General features: G+C 59.7%; 13 protein-coding genes and 1 pseudogene. 9 read left to right on the top strand and 5 right to left on the bottom strand.

Annotation, left to right across the window (positions count from 1 at the left end; genetic code table 11):
• Positions 1 to 4: 4 nt before the first annotated feature.
• Together JIX55_RS25210 and JIX55_RS25215 are read right to left on the bottom strand one after the other, a co-directional pair.
• Positions 5 to 400 (bottom strand): ATP-binding protein, encoded by a 396-nt coding sequence (locus JIX55_RS25210; protein ID WP_257565557.1) that lies wholly within the window; start codon positions 398 to 400, stop codon positions 5 to 7.
• A 97-nt stretch (positions 401 to 497) separates the two neighbouring features.
• On the bottom strand, positions 498 to 1,352 hold the full coding sequence (locus tag JIX55_RS25215) for a helix-turn-helix domain-containing protein (RefSeq protein WP_257565558.1): 855 nt from the start codon (positions 1,350 to 1,352) through the stop codon (positions 498 to 500).
• Between the two features lie 414 nt (positions 1,353 to 1,766).
• On the opposite strand from JIX55_RS25215, the gene JIX55_RS25220 reads away from it, so the two are divergent.
• Entirely contained in the window at positions 1,767 to 2,696 is a 930-nt protein-coding gene (locus JIX55_RS25220; RefSeq protein ID WP_257565559.1) for a hypothetical protein, read from the top strand.
• Positions 2,697 to 4,487: 1,791 nt separating this feature from the next.
• Here JIX55_RS25220 and JIX55_RS25225 read toward each other — a convergent pair.
• Positions 4,488 to 5,303 carry an SMODS domain-containing nucleotidyltransferase gene (locus JIX55_RS25225; RefSeq protein ID WP_257565560.1) on the bottom strand — a complete coding sequence of 272 codons (816 nt, stop codon included), beginning with the start codon at positions 5,301 to 5,303 and terminating at the stop codon, positions 4,488 to 4,490.
• Between the two features lie 25 nt (positions 5,304 to 5,328).
• Complete coding sequence (locus JIX55_RS25230; protein WP_257565561.1) at positions 5,329 to 5,802, bottom strand: hypothetical protein; 474 nt, start codon at positions 5,800 to 5,802, stop codon at positions 5,329 to 5,331.
• A 718-nt stretch (positions 5,803 to 6,520) separates the two neighbouring features.
• Here JIX55_RS25230 and JIX55_RS25235 point away from each other — a divergent pair.
• The 8 genes from JIX55_RS25235 to JIX55_RS25270 all read left to right on the top strand — a co-directional run bounded on the left by JIX55_RS25235 (position 6,521) and on the right by JIX55_RS25270 (position 14,344).
• The gene (locus JIX55_RS25235) at positions 6,521 to 7,618 is read left to right on the top strand and encodes a tyrosine-type recombinase/integrase (RefSeq protein WP_257565563.1); all 1,098 of its coding nucleotides are present in this window, start codon (positions 6,521 to 6,523) and stop codon (positions 7,616 to 7,618) included.
• A gap of 989 nt (positions 7,619 to 8,607) precedes the next feature.
• Entirely contained in the window at positions 8,608 to 9,201 is a 594-nt protein-coding gene (locus tag JIX55_RS25240) for a hypothetical protein (protein WP_257565564.1), read from the top strand.
• Positions 9,202 to 9,260: 59 nt separating this feature from the next.
• On the top strand, positions 9,261 to 9,428 hold the full coding sequence (locus JIX55_RS25245; RefSeq protein ID WP_257565565.1) for a type II toxin-antitoxin system Phd/YefM family antitoxin: 168 nt from the start codon (positions 9,261 to 9,263) through the stop codon (positions 9,426 to 9,428).
• Between the two features lie 13 nt (positions 9,429 to 9,441).
• Positions 9,442 to 9,756: a hypothetical protein gene (locus JIX55_RS25250; RefSeq protein ID WP_257565566.1), complete on the top strand. Its 315-nt coding sequence runs from the start codon at positions 9,442 to 9,444 to the stop codon at positions 9,754 to 9,756.
• Positions 9,749 to 9,895, top strand: a complete 147-nt coding sequence (locus JIX55_RS25255; protein ID WP_257565567.1) for a hypothetical protein — start codon at positions 9,749 to 9,751, stop codon at positions 9,893 to 9,895. Before JIX55_RS25250 ends, JIX55_RS25255 begins: the two co-directional genes overlap by 8 nt.
• A 367-nt stretch (positions 9,896 to 10,262) precedes the next feature.
• Entirely contained in the window at positions 10,263 to 10,877 is a 615-nt protein-coding gene (locus tag JIX55_RS25260; protein ID WP_237310241.1) for a hypothetical protein, read from the top strand.
• A gap of 1,072 nt (positions 10,878 to 11,949) precedes the next feature.
• Positions 11,950 to 12,633: a DUF2637 domain-containing protein gene (locus tag JIX55_RS25265; protein WP_257565568.1), complete on the top strand. Its 684-nt coding sequence runs from the start codon at positions 11,950 to 11,952 to the stop codon at positions 12,631 to 12,633.
• A gap of 937 nt (positions 12,634 to 13,570) precedes the next feature.
• Entirely contained in the window at positions 13,571 to 14,344 is a 774-nt protein-coding gene (locus tag JIX55_RS25270; RefSeq protein WP_257565569.1) for a helix-turn-helix domain-containing protein, read from the top strand.
• A 903-nt stretch (positions 14,345 to 15,247) separates the two neighbouring features.
• On the opposite strand, the pseudogene JIX55_RS25275 reads toward JIX55_RS25270, so the two are convergent.
• Positions 15,248 to 15,430 (bottom strand): annotated as a pseudogene (locus tag JIX55_RS25275) (tyrosine-type recombinase/integrase); the annotation flags it as partial.
• Between the last annotated feature and the right edge of the window lie 132 nt (positions 15,431 to 15,562).

Consider the following 15,562-nt stretch of genomic DNA (forward strand, 5'->3'; position numbering starts at 1 on the left):
GCGATCACGTGCTCTCCCGCACCAGGTCCGCCCAAACGGTCCGCCCGTCGGGCCAGTTCTTCACGCCCCAGCCCTTGGCGCACGCGGCGATCAGCGCCAGGCCGCGACCGCCCTCCTCCTGGTCCGACACGTCACACAGGCGCGGTTCGCGTTCACCACCCAGGTCAACTACCTCGATGCGCACGAGGTCGCTGTCGCCGCCGAGGACCACGATCACGACGAACCAGCCGCCGGCCGCGCCGCTCAACGAGTGCCGCACAGCGTTGGTCGCAAGCTCGCTGACGACCAGGACGGCTTCGTCGACCGGTCCTTGCTCGTCGAGCAGGGCAGCAACGAAGTGTCGAGCATTGCCCACCTCCTCGGCCAGGCCGGGAAAGGCACGGCACCACTTGGTTCGCATGGGAGATCCCTCACTCTACGTCTAGGGGGCTAGACAGCGCAAAGGCAGAGTATTCCCATGACCAGTCACGGGCCAGGCATCTTGAGGAATTATTCCTCTATCGAGTGAGGAGGTCTCCCAGACTGCGGAAGTCCGACATCACCCGCAACAGCAGTTCCCGCACCTCGTCGCCGAAGACTGCAGCCCCCTCGAAGCGAGCGAACGTCTCCTCGAAGGCGGCCAGTTCGGCTGAGTCAGCCGACACGCGCTCACTGTCGAAGGCCTCGACAACGACGGCACGCCGGTCGCACAGGGTGAACCCGTGGCGAGGCAGCACCGGCACCGGTTGGCGCCAGGGGATGACCCCGAGCCGCACCGTGCTCAAGCTCTCCACAGCCAGCAGCCGGTCGAGCTGGGCCAACATGAGCGCCGGAGACCCCGGCCAGGTACGCAACACGGCTTCCGTCAGCACGAACACCGACTCCCGCCCCGGCTCGTACAGCACGCTCTGCCGCTCGATGCGAGCAGCCACAGCCCGACCCACGGCATCAGGCGTCGACTTCGGCGCACTCACGAAGACGTGCCGGGCGTACTCCGCAGTCTGAAGCAGAGCGGGCAGCACAACGCACTGGAACGACCTCACCAGCTGCGTGGACCGAACCTCTTCATCAACGGTGCTACCGGCAGCCGGAGGTATGTTGTCTGCCGATTGGTCGGTACCCGGAGCGGCCATCACCGCGTCCAACAACTCACGCACCTCACGAACAGTCAACTCGTCGAGGCCGAGGGCACGCGAGAGCCGGTCGAGCACATCAACGCTCGGAACCATGCGCCCGGTCTCGACCTTGGACACGGTCGGCTGCCCCACCCCGGCACGCTGCGCCAGCACAGCACCCGTCAGACCGGCCTCTGCCCGAAGCCCACGAAGACGCGCACCAAGGGCCCGCATCTGCTCCCGCCGCTCACTCCCCATGCTCAGGGTTCTACACCACAGAGCAGCCGGGCCATGATTCAAACTTTCTCTACTGGTTCAAGGCCCGCGCACGGCGCGGGCGCGCGCCGCCTCTGCGGCGCGGCCTGCCTCCTGTCTGCGCCCCGGCTGGCCGCGCCCGGCGGCGCGCTCAGCGGCTGCGGGCATGAAGTGGGAGACACCCTCTATGGCTGGGGCGGTCGGCTCCACGGCTTTAGGCAGCCACTTTGGGGCGAGCCTCTAAGATCATGGCCCCAACGTCGTGCTTTACGGGCAGGTCCACTGACTGCCCGACTCGCCATGAGCTTACGGGGCCATGATCACTCGCCCCAAAGCAGCTCCAGCCCAAAGCCGCTCCGCCGACCTCAGTTGCTCAAAACCGCCCGAGCACCCCGCAGTCCGATGCAAAATGACTGCATGCTTGCGAATCTCCTGCCGGGAATCCGAGAAATTCGAGCCCCGTTAGCCGCCGGATACATTTGGATGATAACCCTTTGGATTGGCTTCTTCGAGTACATCCCCAAGAAAAAGGGCGCCCAGGGGATATGGAAGAGCCTATACGAGCTCAGCAGCATGGTTGGCATGACAGTCACGCTTGCCGCCGCCAGTTTCGCCGCATACCTAATCGGCTGCCTTCTTGAGGTTCGAGCGCGTTCCATCGTTCACTGGTTCAGATTCTCCGAATGGCAGTGGAGCTTGATCCAGAAAATTCTGGGCAATCCTTTGAGCGGCCAACTCGACGACCCTCGCATGTTGAGATGGATAGAGACACCAGAAACGAGCCGGGGCGCAGCAGGGTTGGACTCACTCGTTCTCCCGAACGAGTCCTTCACCGCCGTCAGGAGGCCAGAATGGGGCTCCCGCGCCTCACGTTCAGCCCTAATCGATCTCGCCATTCACATCCGCAGCGCCGGAGGAAGGACGGTTGACCTTAATTCCGCAATGGGAAGATTCGGTGACGAACTCGATCAACTTTCCATTCGCCTACAGGCAGGGAACATAGATCTTTACGGCACATACGATCGCACAGCCGCCGAGGCGGATCTTCGGGTGAATGTCGGCTTCAGCGCCTCGATACTTGTGAGCACCGCCGCAGCCAAAAGTACCCTTGCAGTGCTTCTGCTAATCCCCTGCGCTTGGCTGCTTATCATGCGAGGGCAACAAAAGGCGCGCGAGGCGAACGATGTGCTGATCCAGGCTGTAGTGTCCGGAGAGTTGCAATCCAGCGTCCTGGCATCTGCTCTACCTCAACTCGCCATTTCGACAGCAGAATCGAACGAAACTGGTGCAACCAACACGTCATCCGACGCCCCCGATACAGCGAGCAGTGTGGCTGAGCCCACTTGAAGAGGGCCGCTGCGGTGAGTGTCTAACTGCGTGACAACGCCGACGTACAGCGGCGGACAAGCACGGAGGCCTGCGGACCTTCAGCGCAGGTAGCGGACACACCAGCCCGAGGTAGGGGCCTCACCCAAGTTGCTTCGGGACGAAGAGGTCGCTCCGTTAGGGTGCGCCGCATGATCAACGAGGCCCCGACCTGTCCTGCATGCAGCCAGCCCATGAAGTCTGGTGGCCTGCTGCTCACCGAACGGGAGGACGACGGCCGGCGGACCTGCCGGTCGCTGTGGCGGTGTGCCGATCGGCATATCTGGTGGAGCTGGGCAGACCGGCCGGATGAACCATTGGAGGTCTGCCCGGTCCCAGGGCTGTTCCGCTGACATCCAACGTTGACATCAACGAGCACGGCCGGCGGCGACAACCAGCGGCCATGTACGGCGCCAGTGCGCGAGGCGAGTCCCCACCACGCCGGGCTCAGATCGAACTCCTAATGCGGTGCTCACACACGAGCGCCCTCCCGGGCCGTACTCGGGCCGTGGAAGGGCGCTCAATGGTGACCAACGTCGACAACTGCCGACAGCTCAGCAGCAGGTCAGGGCGTTGATCGATTAGACGGCCGCAGGTCACGGCCGCCGGTGATCAGTTGTGGCTGTACTGAGCGAGCGGCATTCAGCGACCCGCCAGCCACCGACAAGAAGCAACGTGGCTGAGGCCAGTGGGGGTACATCGAGACACACGCGCACCTGATCGGTCGGCGCACCCGCCGTCGTGGCTGGCTTTCGTCGGAGCGGCACAAACGAAACGCCACTGGACCGCCGAGCAGATGTCAGCCCGCCTGGCCCGGCTCGAACGGGCTGGCCCCCTCCACGACGGGCCGGTGCTACGGGTCTACAGCGCGCCGGCCGACGCAGGCAGCAGCTTCCCAAGCTGAGAGCTCAACCACATGTCCTGGGCTCACAGAGCACGCCGGCGCCCGGTCATGTGGCCGCTCTTCGTGTCCAGAGTTGGTTTACGTGGGCTCCATGGCGTTTGTACAACCAGGTTGGAGTGGGTGGTGCTCCCGACGTGGCCACGCAATAGTCCCCATATGCCGATAGTAGGGCGCCAATTCGACCTGACCTTAGCTCTTCTTCTGAGCAATCCGACAGTGCTTCCAAGCGTCGGTCCAGTAGTTCGCTCTTCGTTTCAGCCGAACGCCAGGCCGAGACTTCCGACCACTGCGTGAAGGCGGCACCGGAAGCAAGTGCGACTACGATTAGGCGAGCCAAGATCAAATTTTGCCCGTCTGAGGCGAGAGGGATCGCAACAAGCACGGCAGCTATAGCTACGATCACAAATACCCAAAGGATCTTTCCGTAATAGTCGGCAGCCTCCTTATACATGAATTTATTCCAGAACGCGTTCTCCTGAAGGTGATCACAGAGGCGACGCATTCCAACGGGTGCCGTGCTGGCGAAATAGTCCGGCGGAACCGGGGGTGGGGGGCTATCTCCCTGGCGAGGAGAAACCCGAATCAGCCAATTGTTTAGGTCGACTCGTTCCTCAGCTGACCCTAGTGCATCCAACAACAGTCCCCTTGTTCGACCTTCCTCCCCCTCATTGTGGCGACTCCCTGCACTCCGACGTACTGACCACGAGTAAATCTGAACACCGAGAGCAAGTAGGGCTGGAATGTAGGTGTACGGATTCGCAATGAAGATGGATGCAACGCTAAACAGGAAGGTCGCAACCTGAAGCCATCTGCTTCTTCTATATAGATCCCCTGCCTTCTCTAGCCGACTATTTGCCAGGGCGATGATTTCAGAAGATGACAGCTGGGAATTTCTCACCGAGCAAGCACCTCCAACATGCAATGGATCCGGCCACGTCGCCTTGTGCAGCACGCTCAAGTGCTTCTTGCGCAATCAGGGATGCTTCTCGAACGACGCGACATTGATGATCTTTCAACTTCTTGGGGGCATGCCTAGCCGCCTCTTCCAAAATGGCGGCGAGCGCCTCGGCGGGTGGGTGAATATGTTTCCAGCCTTGTGCAATACTGCTAGCAAATTCTTCGATTTCGTAGGACGGGAGCGGGCTGCCGTGCGTTCGGCTCCACCATTTAGTTAGGTGAATTGCTTGCTTAAATCCATCACCGAGCTTTCGAGTGAGCTGCTTAATCTGCCGATTTTGCTCCTCGGGCACATAGTCAAGCCAAGCTCGCTGTTCAGTTGGAATTTTATATAGTTCATGGCCAGACGAGTTGTTCCCCGCATGCAGTGCAGGAACTACGTCGACTCCTGGACCTCTAGGGAATGCGATGTGAATCGCGCTATCGAAATTTTGAACTTCCACGAATGTGCGCGACAAAAAATCGGAGATTGCGCTAATCGCCAGAACCGAATCTTCGGACATACCAGGCACATCCTTAATTACGGCGAGGATGTCGATATCTGAAAATGTCTGAATTGCCGTAGATCGCGCCATGGAACCCGTGATGAAGGAATATCGCACCAGCGAATATCTATCAAGATTCTCGCGGACCGATTCGGCCCTGCTTAGTGCCGCAGTTCTCTCGGACGCGCTCAGGCTGATGCGTTCTAGTAGAATTTGGAAGTTCTTCGCTGGAGAGGTGTTCATGAACGTCTGCACATTTGATGCCTGCTTACTCTGGCGCGTTGGTGTTCTTACCTCGCATAGATTGTTGTTCGGCGAGTTTGGCAGCTAGAGCCTCTAGAGCGGCGTTGGCCTTTTCTCGGTCTGCCTCCGTCAGGTCGCGAGGCGAGTTGCTGTATGTGATGTACTGGCTGGGGCTAATCATGTTGCCCGCGTGTAGCGTGAAGGTCAGGAAAGGCTGCCAACGCTTGCGGTGTCCCAACATGACTTCCAGCGTGACGGTGTAGTCCCTGGGTTGCGGAATGAAGCCGGGGAATGGTGCTCCGAACTCGATGAACCGTTGTTCGGCCTTTCTACCGTCGACGGCGAAAACCGCAGGCATCGCCGCACTGTCCTCACTTACAGGCCTCAGCTGCGGCCATGAATTGCGCCAGGGCAGGGGGAGGAGCGAATCGGGCTCATCGGGGAACCGAAGCTGGAGGTTCTGAACGATGATCGGCTTGGGTCCGGTGTTGTAGAGCACCAGAGGTAGGCGTATGAGCGTCAGCTGCTGAGTGGCTGCTCCGGCGAAGGAGTGGGGCTCGTATGACTTCAACCGGCCCTGGCGGGCGTTCAGCCACCAGAACGAAGCCACAGTGAAGACCAGGGCGCACCCTGCTACAACCGCAGCCGCCGGCAACGCGGACGACTGAGCTGCATGCGCGGCAAGTGTCGATGCAAACACACCGTAAGCATGCCAGCTGGTGATCGACGAGGCTCCAGAAACGGGGCATCAGACGTTGATACTGGGGCATCCCTGGGCCGTCCGACGCTCACTGAGGCCAACCCACAACCAGTTCCACGCCTGATTGCCGCTCCGGAGCGTGCCTGCGCGGAAGAAGCCCGCCCTCGATGCAGCTCAGCAAGACGGGCCCGTCTCAGTTTCCGTCTCATTCAGCGCCGTTCACGGCCGTTCAAACGGGACCGAAGCCCGTAGCCGCTCCGGCGACCGGCTGGCCATGAACGCAGGTGAACAGCCCTGTACGCGGACCCGCGAGGCACCACCACAGTTGGAAAGCGTGTTGGGGGCAACCCCTCACGAGTTCGAATCTCGTATCCTCCGCCAGATGGGGTCTGACCTGCGACTTAGCAGGTTGGACCCCTCTCTCGTTGGTGCTGCGACTGACCATCCAGACCCCGCTACGCAAGACGCTTGGGTGACAGGCACTTGTCTAGCGGGACGGACACAGGAGTCAGTCACCGTGACCACAGCAGCCAGGAAAAGCCCCCTCAGAACACAGCAGCGGTCGGCAGGGGTTGACCCTGCCTCCCCCTCTCTCCCCGCTCCCCGAGTAGTCAGGGCTGTGAAGGGTGCCGAGGATGCTCGGCTGGCGCAGATCAGTGAGCTAGAGCTTCACCTGTCCACCACCACCAACAGGCAGGGCAGGCCATTCCAGCGACGCACGATCAACGCCTACAAGTACGCAGCCACTCAGCTTCACCACTGGCTCACCGCACAGAAGACGGCAGGGGATTTCACTGCCGTCGACACAGGAACGCTCAACCGGTTCTTCCGCTGGTACTACCAGACCCACGATGTACCCAAGTCTCAAGACGGCAAGGGTGGTTACACAGGTGGGACCAACACGGTTCAGCGGAATCTCAGGGCGTTGTTCTCCTACCTGTCCGAGGAGTACGACACGACCGACCCGTACCGAGACCCGAAGCTTCAGAAATACGCCACTCCACCCATGGGCAAGCCCAAGACCCTGAGCACTGACTTCGTGTCCGACATGCTGAAGGCGACGGGCAACGGCTCACCCAAGACCAAGGACTTCCAGATGGTGAGGGATCACGCAATCATCCGTGTCCTCACCGAGGGTCTGAGGTCTGATGAGTTGCTGAATCTCAGGGTTCAGGATCTCGACCTTGCCGGGGGAACCCTCGTAGTCATCCCCATCAAGATGGACAGGAACTCAGTCGACGGCAGGATCATTCCTATCCAGCCCAAGACAGTGAAGGCTCTGTCTCGCTGGCTCAGGGCGAGAGCTACACACAAGCTTGCCGACAGGACGGATTGGCTGTGGCTGGGCACGAGGAACCGCAGCAAGCTTCTGTACGCCGGACTGCACCGACTCACGAAGAAGTGGGCGGAGGAAGCTGGGTACGACCCTGCTGCCGTCTCCCCGCATTCGTTCTGCCACACCTGGGCGGATGACCTGAAAGCGGCTGGAGTCTCGGGAGAACACATCATGGCTGTGCGTGGATGGAAGTCTCCGGCCATGCTCAGGAGATACGGGGCAGACATGGCTAGCAAGAGGGCTGTAGACGCTGTGCACGCATTGGGAGACCGGTACTGACCAGCTCTCCCCGCTAGACCTTGAGAGGGCCCCTGGCAACGCCGCCAGTGGGCCCTTTCCTGCTGGTGTCAGATAACGAGTCGGTAACGTTCGATGATCTTGCTTGTCGAAGTACTCAAGATGCACCCCTCTCTATAGGTAGAGGGCGTCACTCAGGAGCTGTGCAGGTAGATCACAGGTTGATAACGACCGAGATCCTGGCTTGCCTGAAGGTCGAGGTCAGGGGTCACTCTATAAGTAGAGGGTGAAACGCACGCTCCCTCGCACGGTGGCTGGTCTCCTCTGTGGTGACGCTTAGAGCCCTGACTGACTCTGGTTGGTCGGGGCTCTTTCATTTGGCCAAGAGGTACCCACCATGCAGAGGCCACCCCGAAGGTACGGGGGAGGCCACCCGGTGTCAGTGCCGTGATCTAAAATGGGTAATGAAGAAGTTCACCGGACTCCAGGCAACTCCCGACAGACCCTGATGTTGTCCGGCTTCTTCATCGGCCATCTCGCCGTTCACGTAGTTCCCGAGGGCTCTGCCCCTCGCCTCTCTTTTTGCCCGAAGGTCCCCACCTTCTTCCCGCCTGGGGATTGCTCTATCTCAAGGTCCCCACCTATCGGGCAGGGCTAAGACGCCCTGCCGTCACCACGAAGGAGATCACCCATGTCCAAGCGTCATTACACCCGACTCGCTGATGATGCATTCAAGTGCGTGTCCTGCCGTCAGGAGTTCAACACCCGAGAGGAACTAGGCAGGCACTACGGCCTTAGAGGTCAGTGCAAGCATCCGATATCCGTGGGTCTGCGTCTGGACATTGATGCGAGTCCGTACAGGTGGACCACAAACAAGCCTGTACGCCTTTCTAAGGCAGCGTGAGGCCGAGTAGCTATCGGATACATCAGGGCTACAGGGATAGGCCGTTAGAAGCCCACACGGAGGCGCATGGGGCACGGCCGGGGGTTATCCCCGGACCGGCCCACCACACCACTAAGGAGACCGAGCAATGACCACGAACAACATGCAGTGCGTAGAGACCGAGTGCACCCAGGAAGGACAGCCGTACGAGATTGGCGGAGTGCATCTCATCATGTGTCAGTACCACCGCTATCAGCTTGCCACTAAGAGCAAGGAGCGGGCCAGGAAGGTGATAGCGGAACTGGACAGCATCGGTGCCATAACCCATCACACCGAGGGCTGGACCTACATGGTTCGCATGGCGAATGGCATGGTCAAGATAGGCACCACTAAGAACCCTGAGCTAGAGCGGTTCCAGGGGCTGAGCCGAGAGAAGAACCAGGGTGTTCCCGTTCACGTGCTGGCAATCGTCAAGGGCGGTGAATCCCTAGAGTACCTGTTCCATGAGAAATGGTTCAGCCTCAAGGTTCCCGGACGCATGGAGGAATTCCATCCTGACCCCGTCCTACTCCGCTGGGCTGAAGGACTCGGCGTTGACTCTGAAGTGAACACGGACCGATATGAAGGATGGATTGAGAAGCGACACAACCGGAAGGACGCACCTATCCCTGAGGTGTTCGGGGGTGTGGTTGAGCAGATGGCACAGCTTCGGGAGTCTGAGGCTGAGTCTTTCTGGGAGTGAGTACACAGCAGGGCCGGGCATGCCCGGCCCATCCATTCGAGACAGCGAGGAGATAAGCGATGTCAAGCATCGGAAGCAAGGAAGCTAAGGGAGTCCTGTCCCAGCTAATCCAGCGGGCAGAGGGAGGAGAAACCATCCGCATCACCAAGTACGGACGCGACGCAGTGGTCATCATCTCAGCGGAGCGGTACGAACGACTGGCACGAAACCTGATGGAAGGCAACTGAGAGGCGGGGAGAAGTGAGACGACGTAAGCACAACCTCATTCCGGGAATCCTGACCGTGCTCGAATCCCTGAGCGTCCGGGCATGGGTTACCCCCGACAGGCTCATAGCCCATGACGGAGACGATGGGTTGCGAGAGGAGATACGCCAGAACATCGATCGAGTACGGCCTATCGGTCTACGTAAGACGGCACTGTTCTTTGCTGCTGTCCTGCTGGTGGCTATGGACCGAGGAACCTTCACCCCCGCTCATATCGAGAAGCTGGACGACCTCTCACGAGGCAATGCCCTGTACCTGCTGGAGAAGCTGGAGGAGAACGGTAGTGCATGAGCAGATCACAGAACTCTGGGATGAGTACCTGGGGCAGGGCGGTGAAGCCCTGCCGGTACTGAAGGTGCTCATAGACAGCGCCTGGGATTCCTTGAGCGGAGATGACATAGCCGAGCTACAGCGGTTCCTGAGCTACTGAGAGGTGAGGCTATGTACTCCGAAGGGTTCAAGGATAGGGAACGCAAGCTCATCTGTTCTGACTGCGGTGAGGGGTTTGACTTCCGGATTGAGATACGCAAGCACCAAGACCCCAACCTGAAGCAGTGTCCAGGAGCATTCCAGTCGACGGCCTACACGGCTATGGGTGGGATAGCTAGAGGGAAATGAGAACCCCGAGCCGGCTCGGCCTTTCCGAATAACTGACTGAGTCTCTTTGGTGGGGGCCGGGATGACCGGCCCCTTGCCATGGATACCCAGACAACCAAACCAACCAGCCTCCCAACAACACCGAGTCGATTGGACGAAGGCTATGGATATCAACAACCACCACGAATGGAGATACGAGTATGAGCTACGGCTACGAAGATATCTACACCGGAGACCTCAGCAAGATTGCCGAACAGTTCAAGCGGGTGACATGGGCTGGCACGACTAAGGCTACGAAGGAGTGGCCCAAGGGGATTCCCGGACAAGCGTCCGTTGTCGCGCTGATAGCTGACGGAGTCCCGTTCAAGGAGAAGGGCACAGGATTTCTCGCCCGCTGCGCCGACCGCATCAAGGAGCACGGCCGACTGCTGGCCAAGCGAGGGCAGCCCCTTGCCGCAGAGAACATGCCTCCGACTGGACAGGCGTACCTCTGGTATCGGGACGTCATTCAGTACGTACCCCTCAGCGGAATGCTGGCAGCCAAGCAGATAGCCCGACTGTGTGGGGATGATTCTCAGGTGACTATCCCTTGGCGCTCCCTGGCTGACGCGGTTGGCAGGAAGAACCGTGCAGGGAATCTCCGGTCCTACACAGAGCGAGGAGTACAGGCCCTGGTCGAGTCGGGTTGGCTCACGGTCAAAACCATCGGGAGTAAGCGAGGAGCTAAGACCACGTTCTACCTCCAGGTTGGGGACTTCACCGACCGGACATGGATGCGTGACGAAGACCTGTACGACGAGGAAGTCACGGTCTGACTTATGGCCCTAAGAGAGTGGCCAGCAGTCAGCCATGGGCCCTGGGAACTTATGGCCCTAGGTAAGGGGGCAGCGTCAGCCCCAGGTCTCCCCGACTTATGGCCCTAAGAGTAGGAGCAACGGTCACCACCAAACGCCAGGGAACTTATGGCCCTAAGAGTAGGAACCTGTAGCCCGATGATGTCTCACGACTTATGGCCCTAAGTAAGAGGCAACGGTGCCCACCCAAGCCCATGGAACTTATGGCCCTAAGAGTATGAGTCCTGGGTTGACCGTGACCCATGGAACTTATGGCCCTAAGTAAGAGGTAACTGGTCACGTCACGGGCTCACGACTTATGGCCCTAAGTAAGAGGCATCTAGTAGGGGGTGACGACGACTCCGCAGGAGGAGGAACCCCCCAACCTCTTATCTGGAACTGAGAACACTCAATAGGCACAGCTCCGGGCAAGGGCCCTACGCTGCGCTTGGAGCGGGGGGAAGAAGAAGGCGGGGAGAGAAGGGGGAGACTCTTGCCGACCCCTTCAAGCTACCCACTTCTACTTCAAGGGTCCGCAGAGGGCGCCTACGGGCAAAGGCCCTTCGGCACTCAATCATGAGTAGCTACTAGTAAGGCAGGCCGGGGGCGACCCCGGTCCTGCCGTACAGGGTGAGATTCATTGCTACTCCAGTCCTCTCCACTCTTCCCCCGCTACAGGGCTGGCATCGCTGCCAGCCCACACCTGAGTACTCCTGCTGTTACTCACACCTCCACTTTCTCCCCGCTGTACGGGAGTCTTCGGCTAGGGCCTCAGCCTCCCTCACTCACTCTCTCCCCGCTCCAGGGACGAAGGCTCTTGCCGGAGTCCCCTACTTCATGAGCACCAGTGAACGAGAGTCTTCGGGCTAGGGCCCTCAGCCTCTCTCCTCGTGTTCAGTCCTTTCCCCCGCTACAGGGGTGACTCCGACGGGCTACCGGAGGAGGAGTCACACCCTTACCTGCATTACCAGTCGCGCCACCTGCACCACCTTGATCCCTGTCGGGATCGCTCGTTGTGCTATTGCGCATACACCACCACCAAGGAGACTAACCAATGAAGTACACCGAACTGAGCAAGACCACTGTCCACACCAAGACCACCAGTGAACTGAAGTCCATCACGAGGACCAGAAGAGTAGTTGACTCCATGCTGTGGTTGATAGCAGCAGGAGCCATTCTCTTCAGCTTGATGACTGGTGCTCCATTCGTCTCAGAGCACAGCCAATGGAAGTGGACCGGGTGGCTACTCCCGGTCCTGGTTGATGCTGCTCTAGTCCTCTCCCTCTCTGCTGACTCCATTCTGAGTAGACACGGTATGGAGTCTGGTAAGTGGGCTACAGCATTCAGGTACATCACTGGACTGGCATCACTGTTCCTGAACACCTGGAGTTCAATAGCTCACAGGGACTGGGTTGGTATTGCAGTCCACTCCATCGCTCCTGTGATTCTGATCTGTGCCAGTGAAGTAGCACCCATCTACCGGAGGAAGTTCAAGGAAGTGGAGTTGAGTCTTACTGACCAGGTACAGGAGTTCACTGTCACTAAGGCAGTCTCGAAGAAGAAGACTGTAGTGAAGGACTCCACTACTGCTCCGCTCACCAAGAACCAGCAGGCCATTAAGGATGGATTCCTGGCGGGGAAGAAGGCTGGTGAAGTGGCTGAGGAACTGGGAGTCAGCCTCTCGTACGTTTACACCCAGTACAAGAAGATGAAGGCCGAGCTAGAGATGGCAGCGTGACAGTGTGGCTATACTCCCTTCACCCGAGTGGAAAGTACGTGAGAGGTGGGGGATGAGGATTCATTCAGTTGCCCTGTTGGCGGTGGTGGGCGTTGCTGCTATTGCGTGCACACCGAGCCAGGAGAACGAGGCTCTACGTGATGTCCGACAGGCGTGCACAAATCTTGGAATCGGCGATAGCGAGTCCGGGGATGACTCGGACGATGATGGAGCTACGACTTCAAAAGAGTTGGCGGACCTTGCCGACAGGATGGACAACACTGTAAACGCGGTCGCCAAAGCTGCCCGCACAGATCCCCGATGGGACAGACTCTCAAATGCGATCACCGATAGCCAGGAGTGGGCTAAGCAAATGGCCATCGCGATAGATGAGACACGGAGCGAAGTTGACCGCAGTTCTGCTCAAGAACAGGCGAACCAACTAGAGCCGCTCCACATCCTTCAGGTGGTGCGTCAGGAGTGCCGGAAGGCGCAGGCTCAATAAACGAGGGCCAGGACAAGGAGGGCCGGGATCACTCCCGGCCCCTTCCTATGTCAGCTCCCCTAGCGACGGGACATGCGTCCCTCGCAAACGCACCAGGACATACGTCCTGAGTGCTATCCACCCCGCTTACTCCTGCACCTATAGCAGCAGCAGGGAGGCCATACGGATGTCAGGAGTGGAGCACCTGCCTCTACCACCCGAGGAGGCTTCACCCATGTTTCCTCTCCGGTCTCCCCGTTCACTCGGTACACACCGATGCGCAGGGTCGCCAGGGGTGGTGCTCCGGTCTCGTCTGCTGTCTCGTCTGCCATCCCAGCCCCTTCGCTCCGTCCGGTGAACAGAGGGTGACGGACCGAAACCCGAGCCCACGACGACAGTCAAGACGTCATTCCGGCGACACAAGGGGCGTCAATCCGGTGTCATTGCAGGCGTCGGAGGTCTACCGTGATCGGTATGAGCACACCGAACAGCACGTTGCGAGCAGTCCGGTTGGGCTTGCTCTTGAGCCAAGACGATCTAGCACGACAACTACGAGAGGCAGGGGTGAGGGCGGGGGAACCCAACGGGGCCAGCAAGAGGCTCGTACAGCGCTGGGAGTCCGGCGACGTGACCAACCCTCGACCGGTCTACGCAAGGGCCCTGGAGGCTGTGACAGGACTCCCCATTGGGTCCCTTGGGTTTCAGTTCCCGGTTCCCATGGCCCGAGTCTCTGAGGATGGGCAGGGAGGCCACGACCTAGAGCCGTCGTCGACAACAGCCCCAAGCTCTACTACACCAACAGCCCAGACAGAATCCAGGAAGCCTAACGGGAACTACTCGGGTATCTGGCTGAGCCGTTACGAGTTCTTCTCCAGCGGTCGTGACGAGACATTCACAGGGCTTCACTACGTCGTCCTACTCCAGCACGGGAACAAGCTCACAGTCCGTTCCCTGCCCGATGCCTCCTTCAATCCGAACTCTCCTCTGACTATGGATCTGACGGTTGACGGGAATGTGGTTACCGGAACGTGGGTCGAGGAAACTGCCACGGATGGCTACTACGCCGGGGCTCGTTATCATGGTGCTATCCAGTTGCTTATTGAGCCGACCGGTAGGCGCATGGCCGGTAAGTGGGTCGGCTTCGGCAAGGAGTTCGACATCAACACAGGTCCGTGGTCTCTGGAGTTCAAGGATGCCTCCACCAATAAGGCCACCTTGGACAGGTACAACCGTAGGCCGGAGCAGTAAGCGCAGGTGAGGGGCCGGGGAAGTCCCGGCCCTTCTCTGTACAGCGCGGAGAAAGTAGGGCGTATCACAGAGAAACACAGGGTTAGATGCAGATAGCTCCTGCTTGCTCTGTGTTATTTCCTGCTACAGAGCGTTGGGGACTATGCCTCTGCACCTAGCGGGCGAGCACAGAGACGCCTTCGGGGGTAAGTGGGCATGTGCGGGAGTCCCTTGCATGTAAAGTTCTATGGCACATTTTTAAGGGGTCTCACCTACACCTACACGCCCCCAGTTTAATACCCCCGGGTCAGTCTGCCCCGATTCGCCCACACGTGAGAATACCTTGGGATTACCGGGTTGAATTCACCCAGGAATGCAGGGAGGAATGAGCTGGGAAGTCGAGAGGAAAGCCGGACCGGGAGGCAGTGCATTACCTAATGGGTGTCTGCCTGCATTCACATATGGGCTGAGCATTCCTCGACCATTCACCTTGCCTGCCTGCCACTCTCTCCCCGCTCAGGGCTTTACCCTCCTGTACGCCCCTCAGTGCCCTTCTAGCGGCCTCGCACCCCACCCCTAGGCCATCACCCCAGGACGTAGCTGGCAGGCCGGGAGACGGGCACGCAGGGCTTTGGGTGCCCACGGGTACGGCTGGCAACACGGCCAGCCGACACCAGGAAGGCAGGAGAGTCGGGGGCGCACATGGCTACGCAACACGCCTTGACTTCACGAGAACCGCTTGACTAGGGCGTTGCCCCTGGTCACAGTGGGTGTGTCGCAGCTTCTAGGTAACCTGATTGGAAAGCGTGTTGGGGGCAACCCCTCACGAGTTCGAATCTCGTATCCTCCGCCAGTGCCTCACCGGGCACGATGTCGAAGGGCCCCACCGTTCGCGGTGGGGCCCTTCGACGGTTGCAGTCTCATCTACAGTCTCAACGTGATTTTGCGGAGCCCTCCGGGCCGCTGCGCCACGTCGGCCAGGATCCCTCCCGTCACGTGCTGGTAGCGGGCCGCCATCGCGGTGGATGACCACCCCATGATCTGCATCACGACCCGTTCCGGAACGCCGAGGATGAGCAGGACTGTGGCCGCGGTGTGCCGGGCATCTCACGAGGCTCCGGACCGGGGGGCCACGAGAGCTAATCGATACCGTCCGGAAGGTCGAAGCCACGGACCCGACTGGACGGCGGTGGCCGCGCTACAAGGCGTGCGACGATGCTGCCGTGGCGTTCTGCCAGT

It is taken from the genome of Streptomyces sp. DSM 40750 (assembly GCF_024612035.1).
GTDB lineage: Bacteria > Actinomycetota > Actinomycetes > Streptomycetales > Streptomycetaceae > Streptomyces.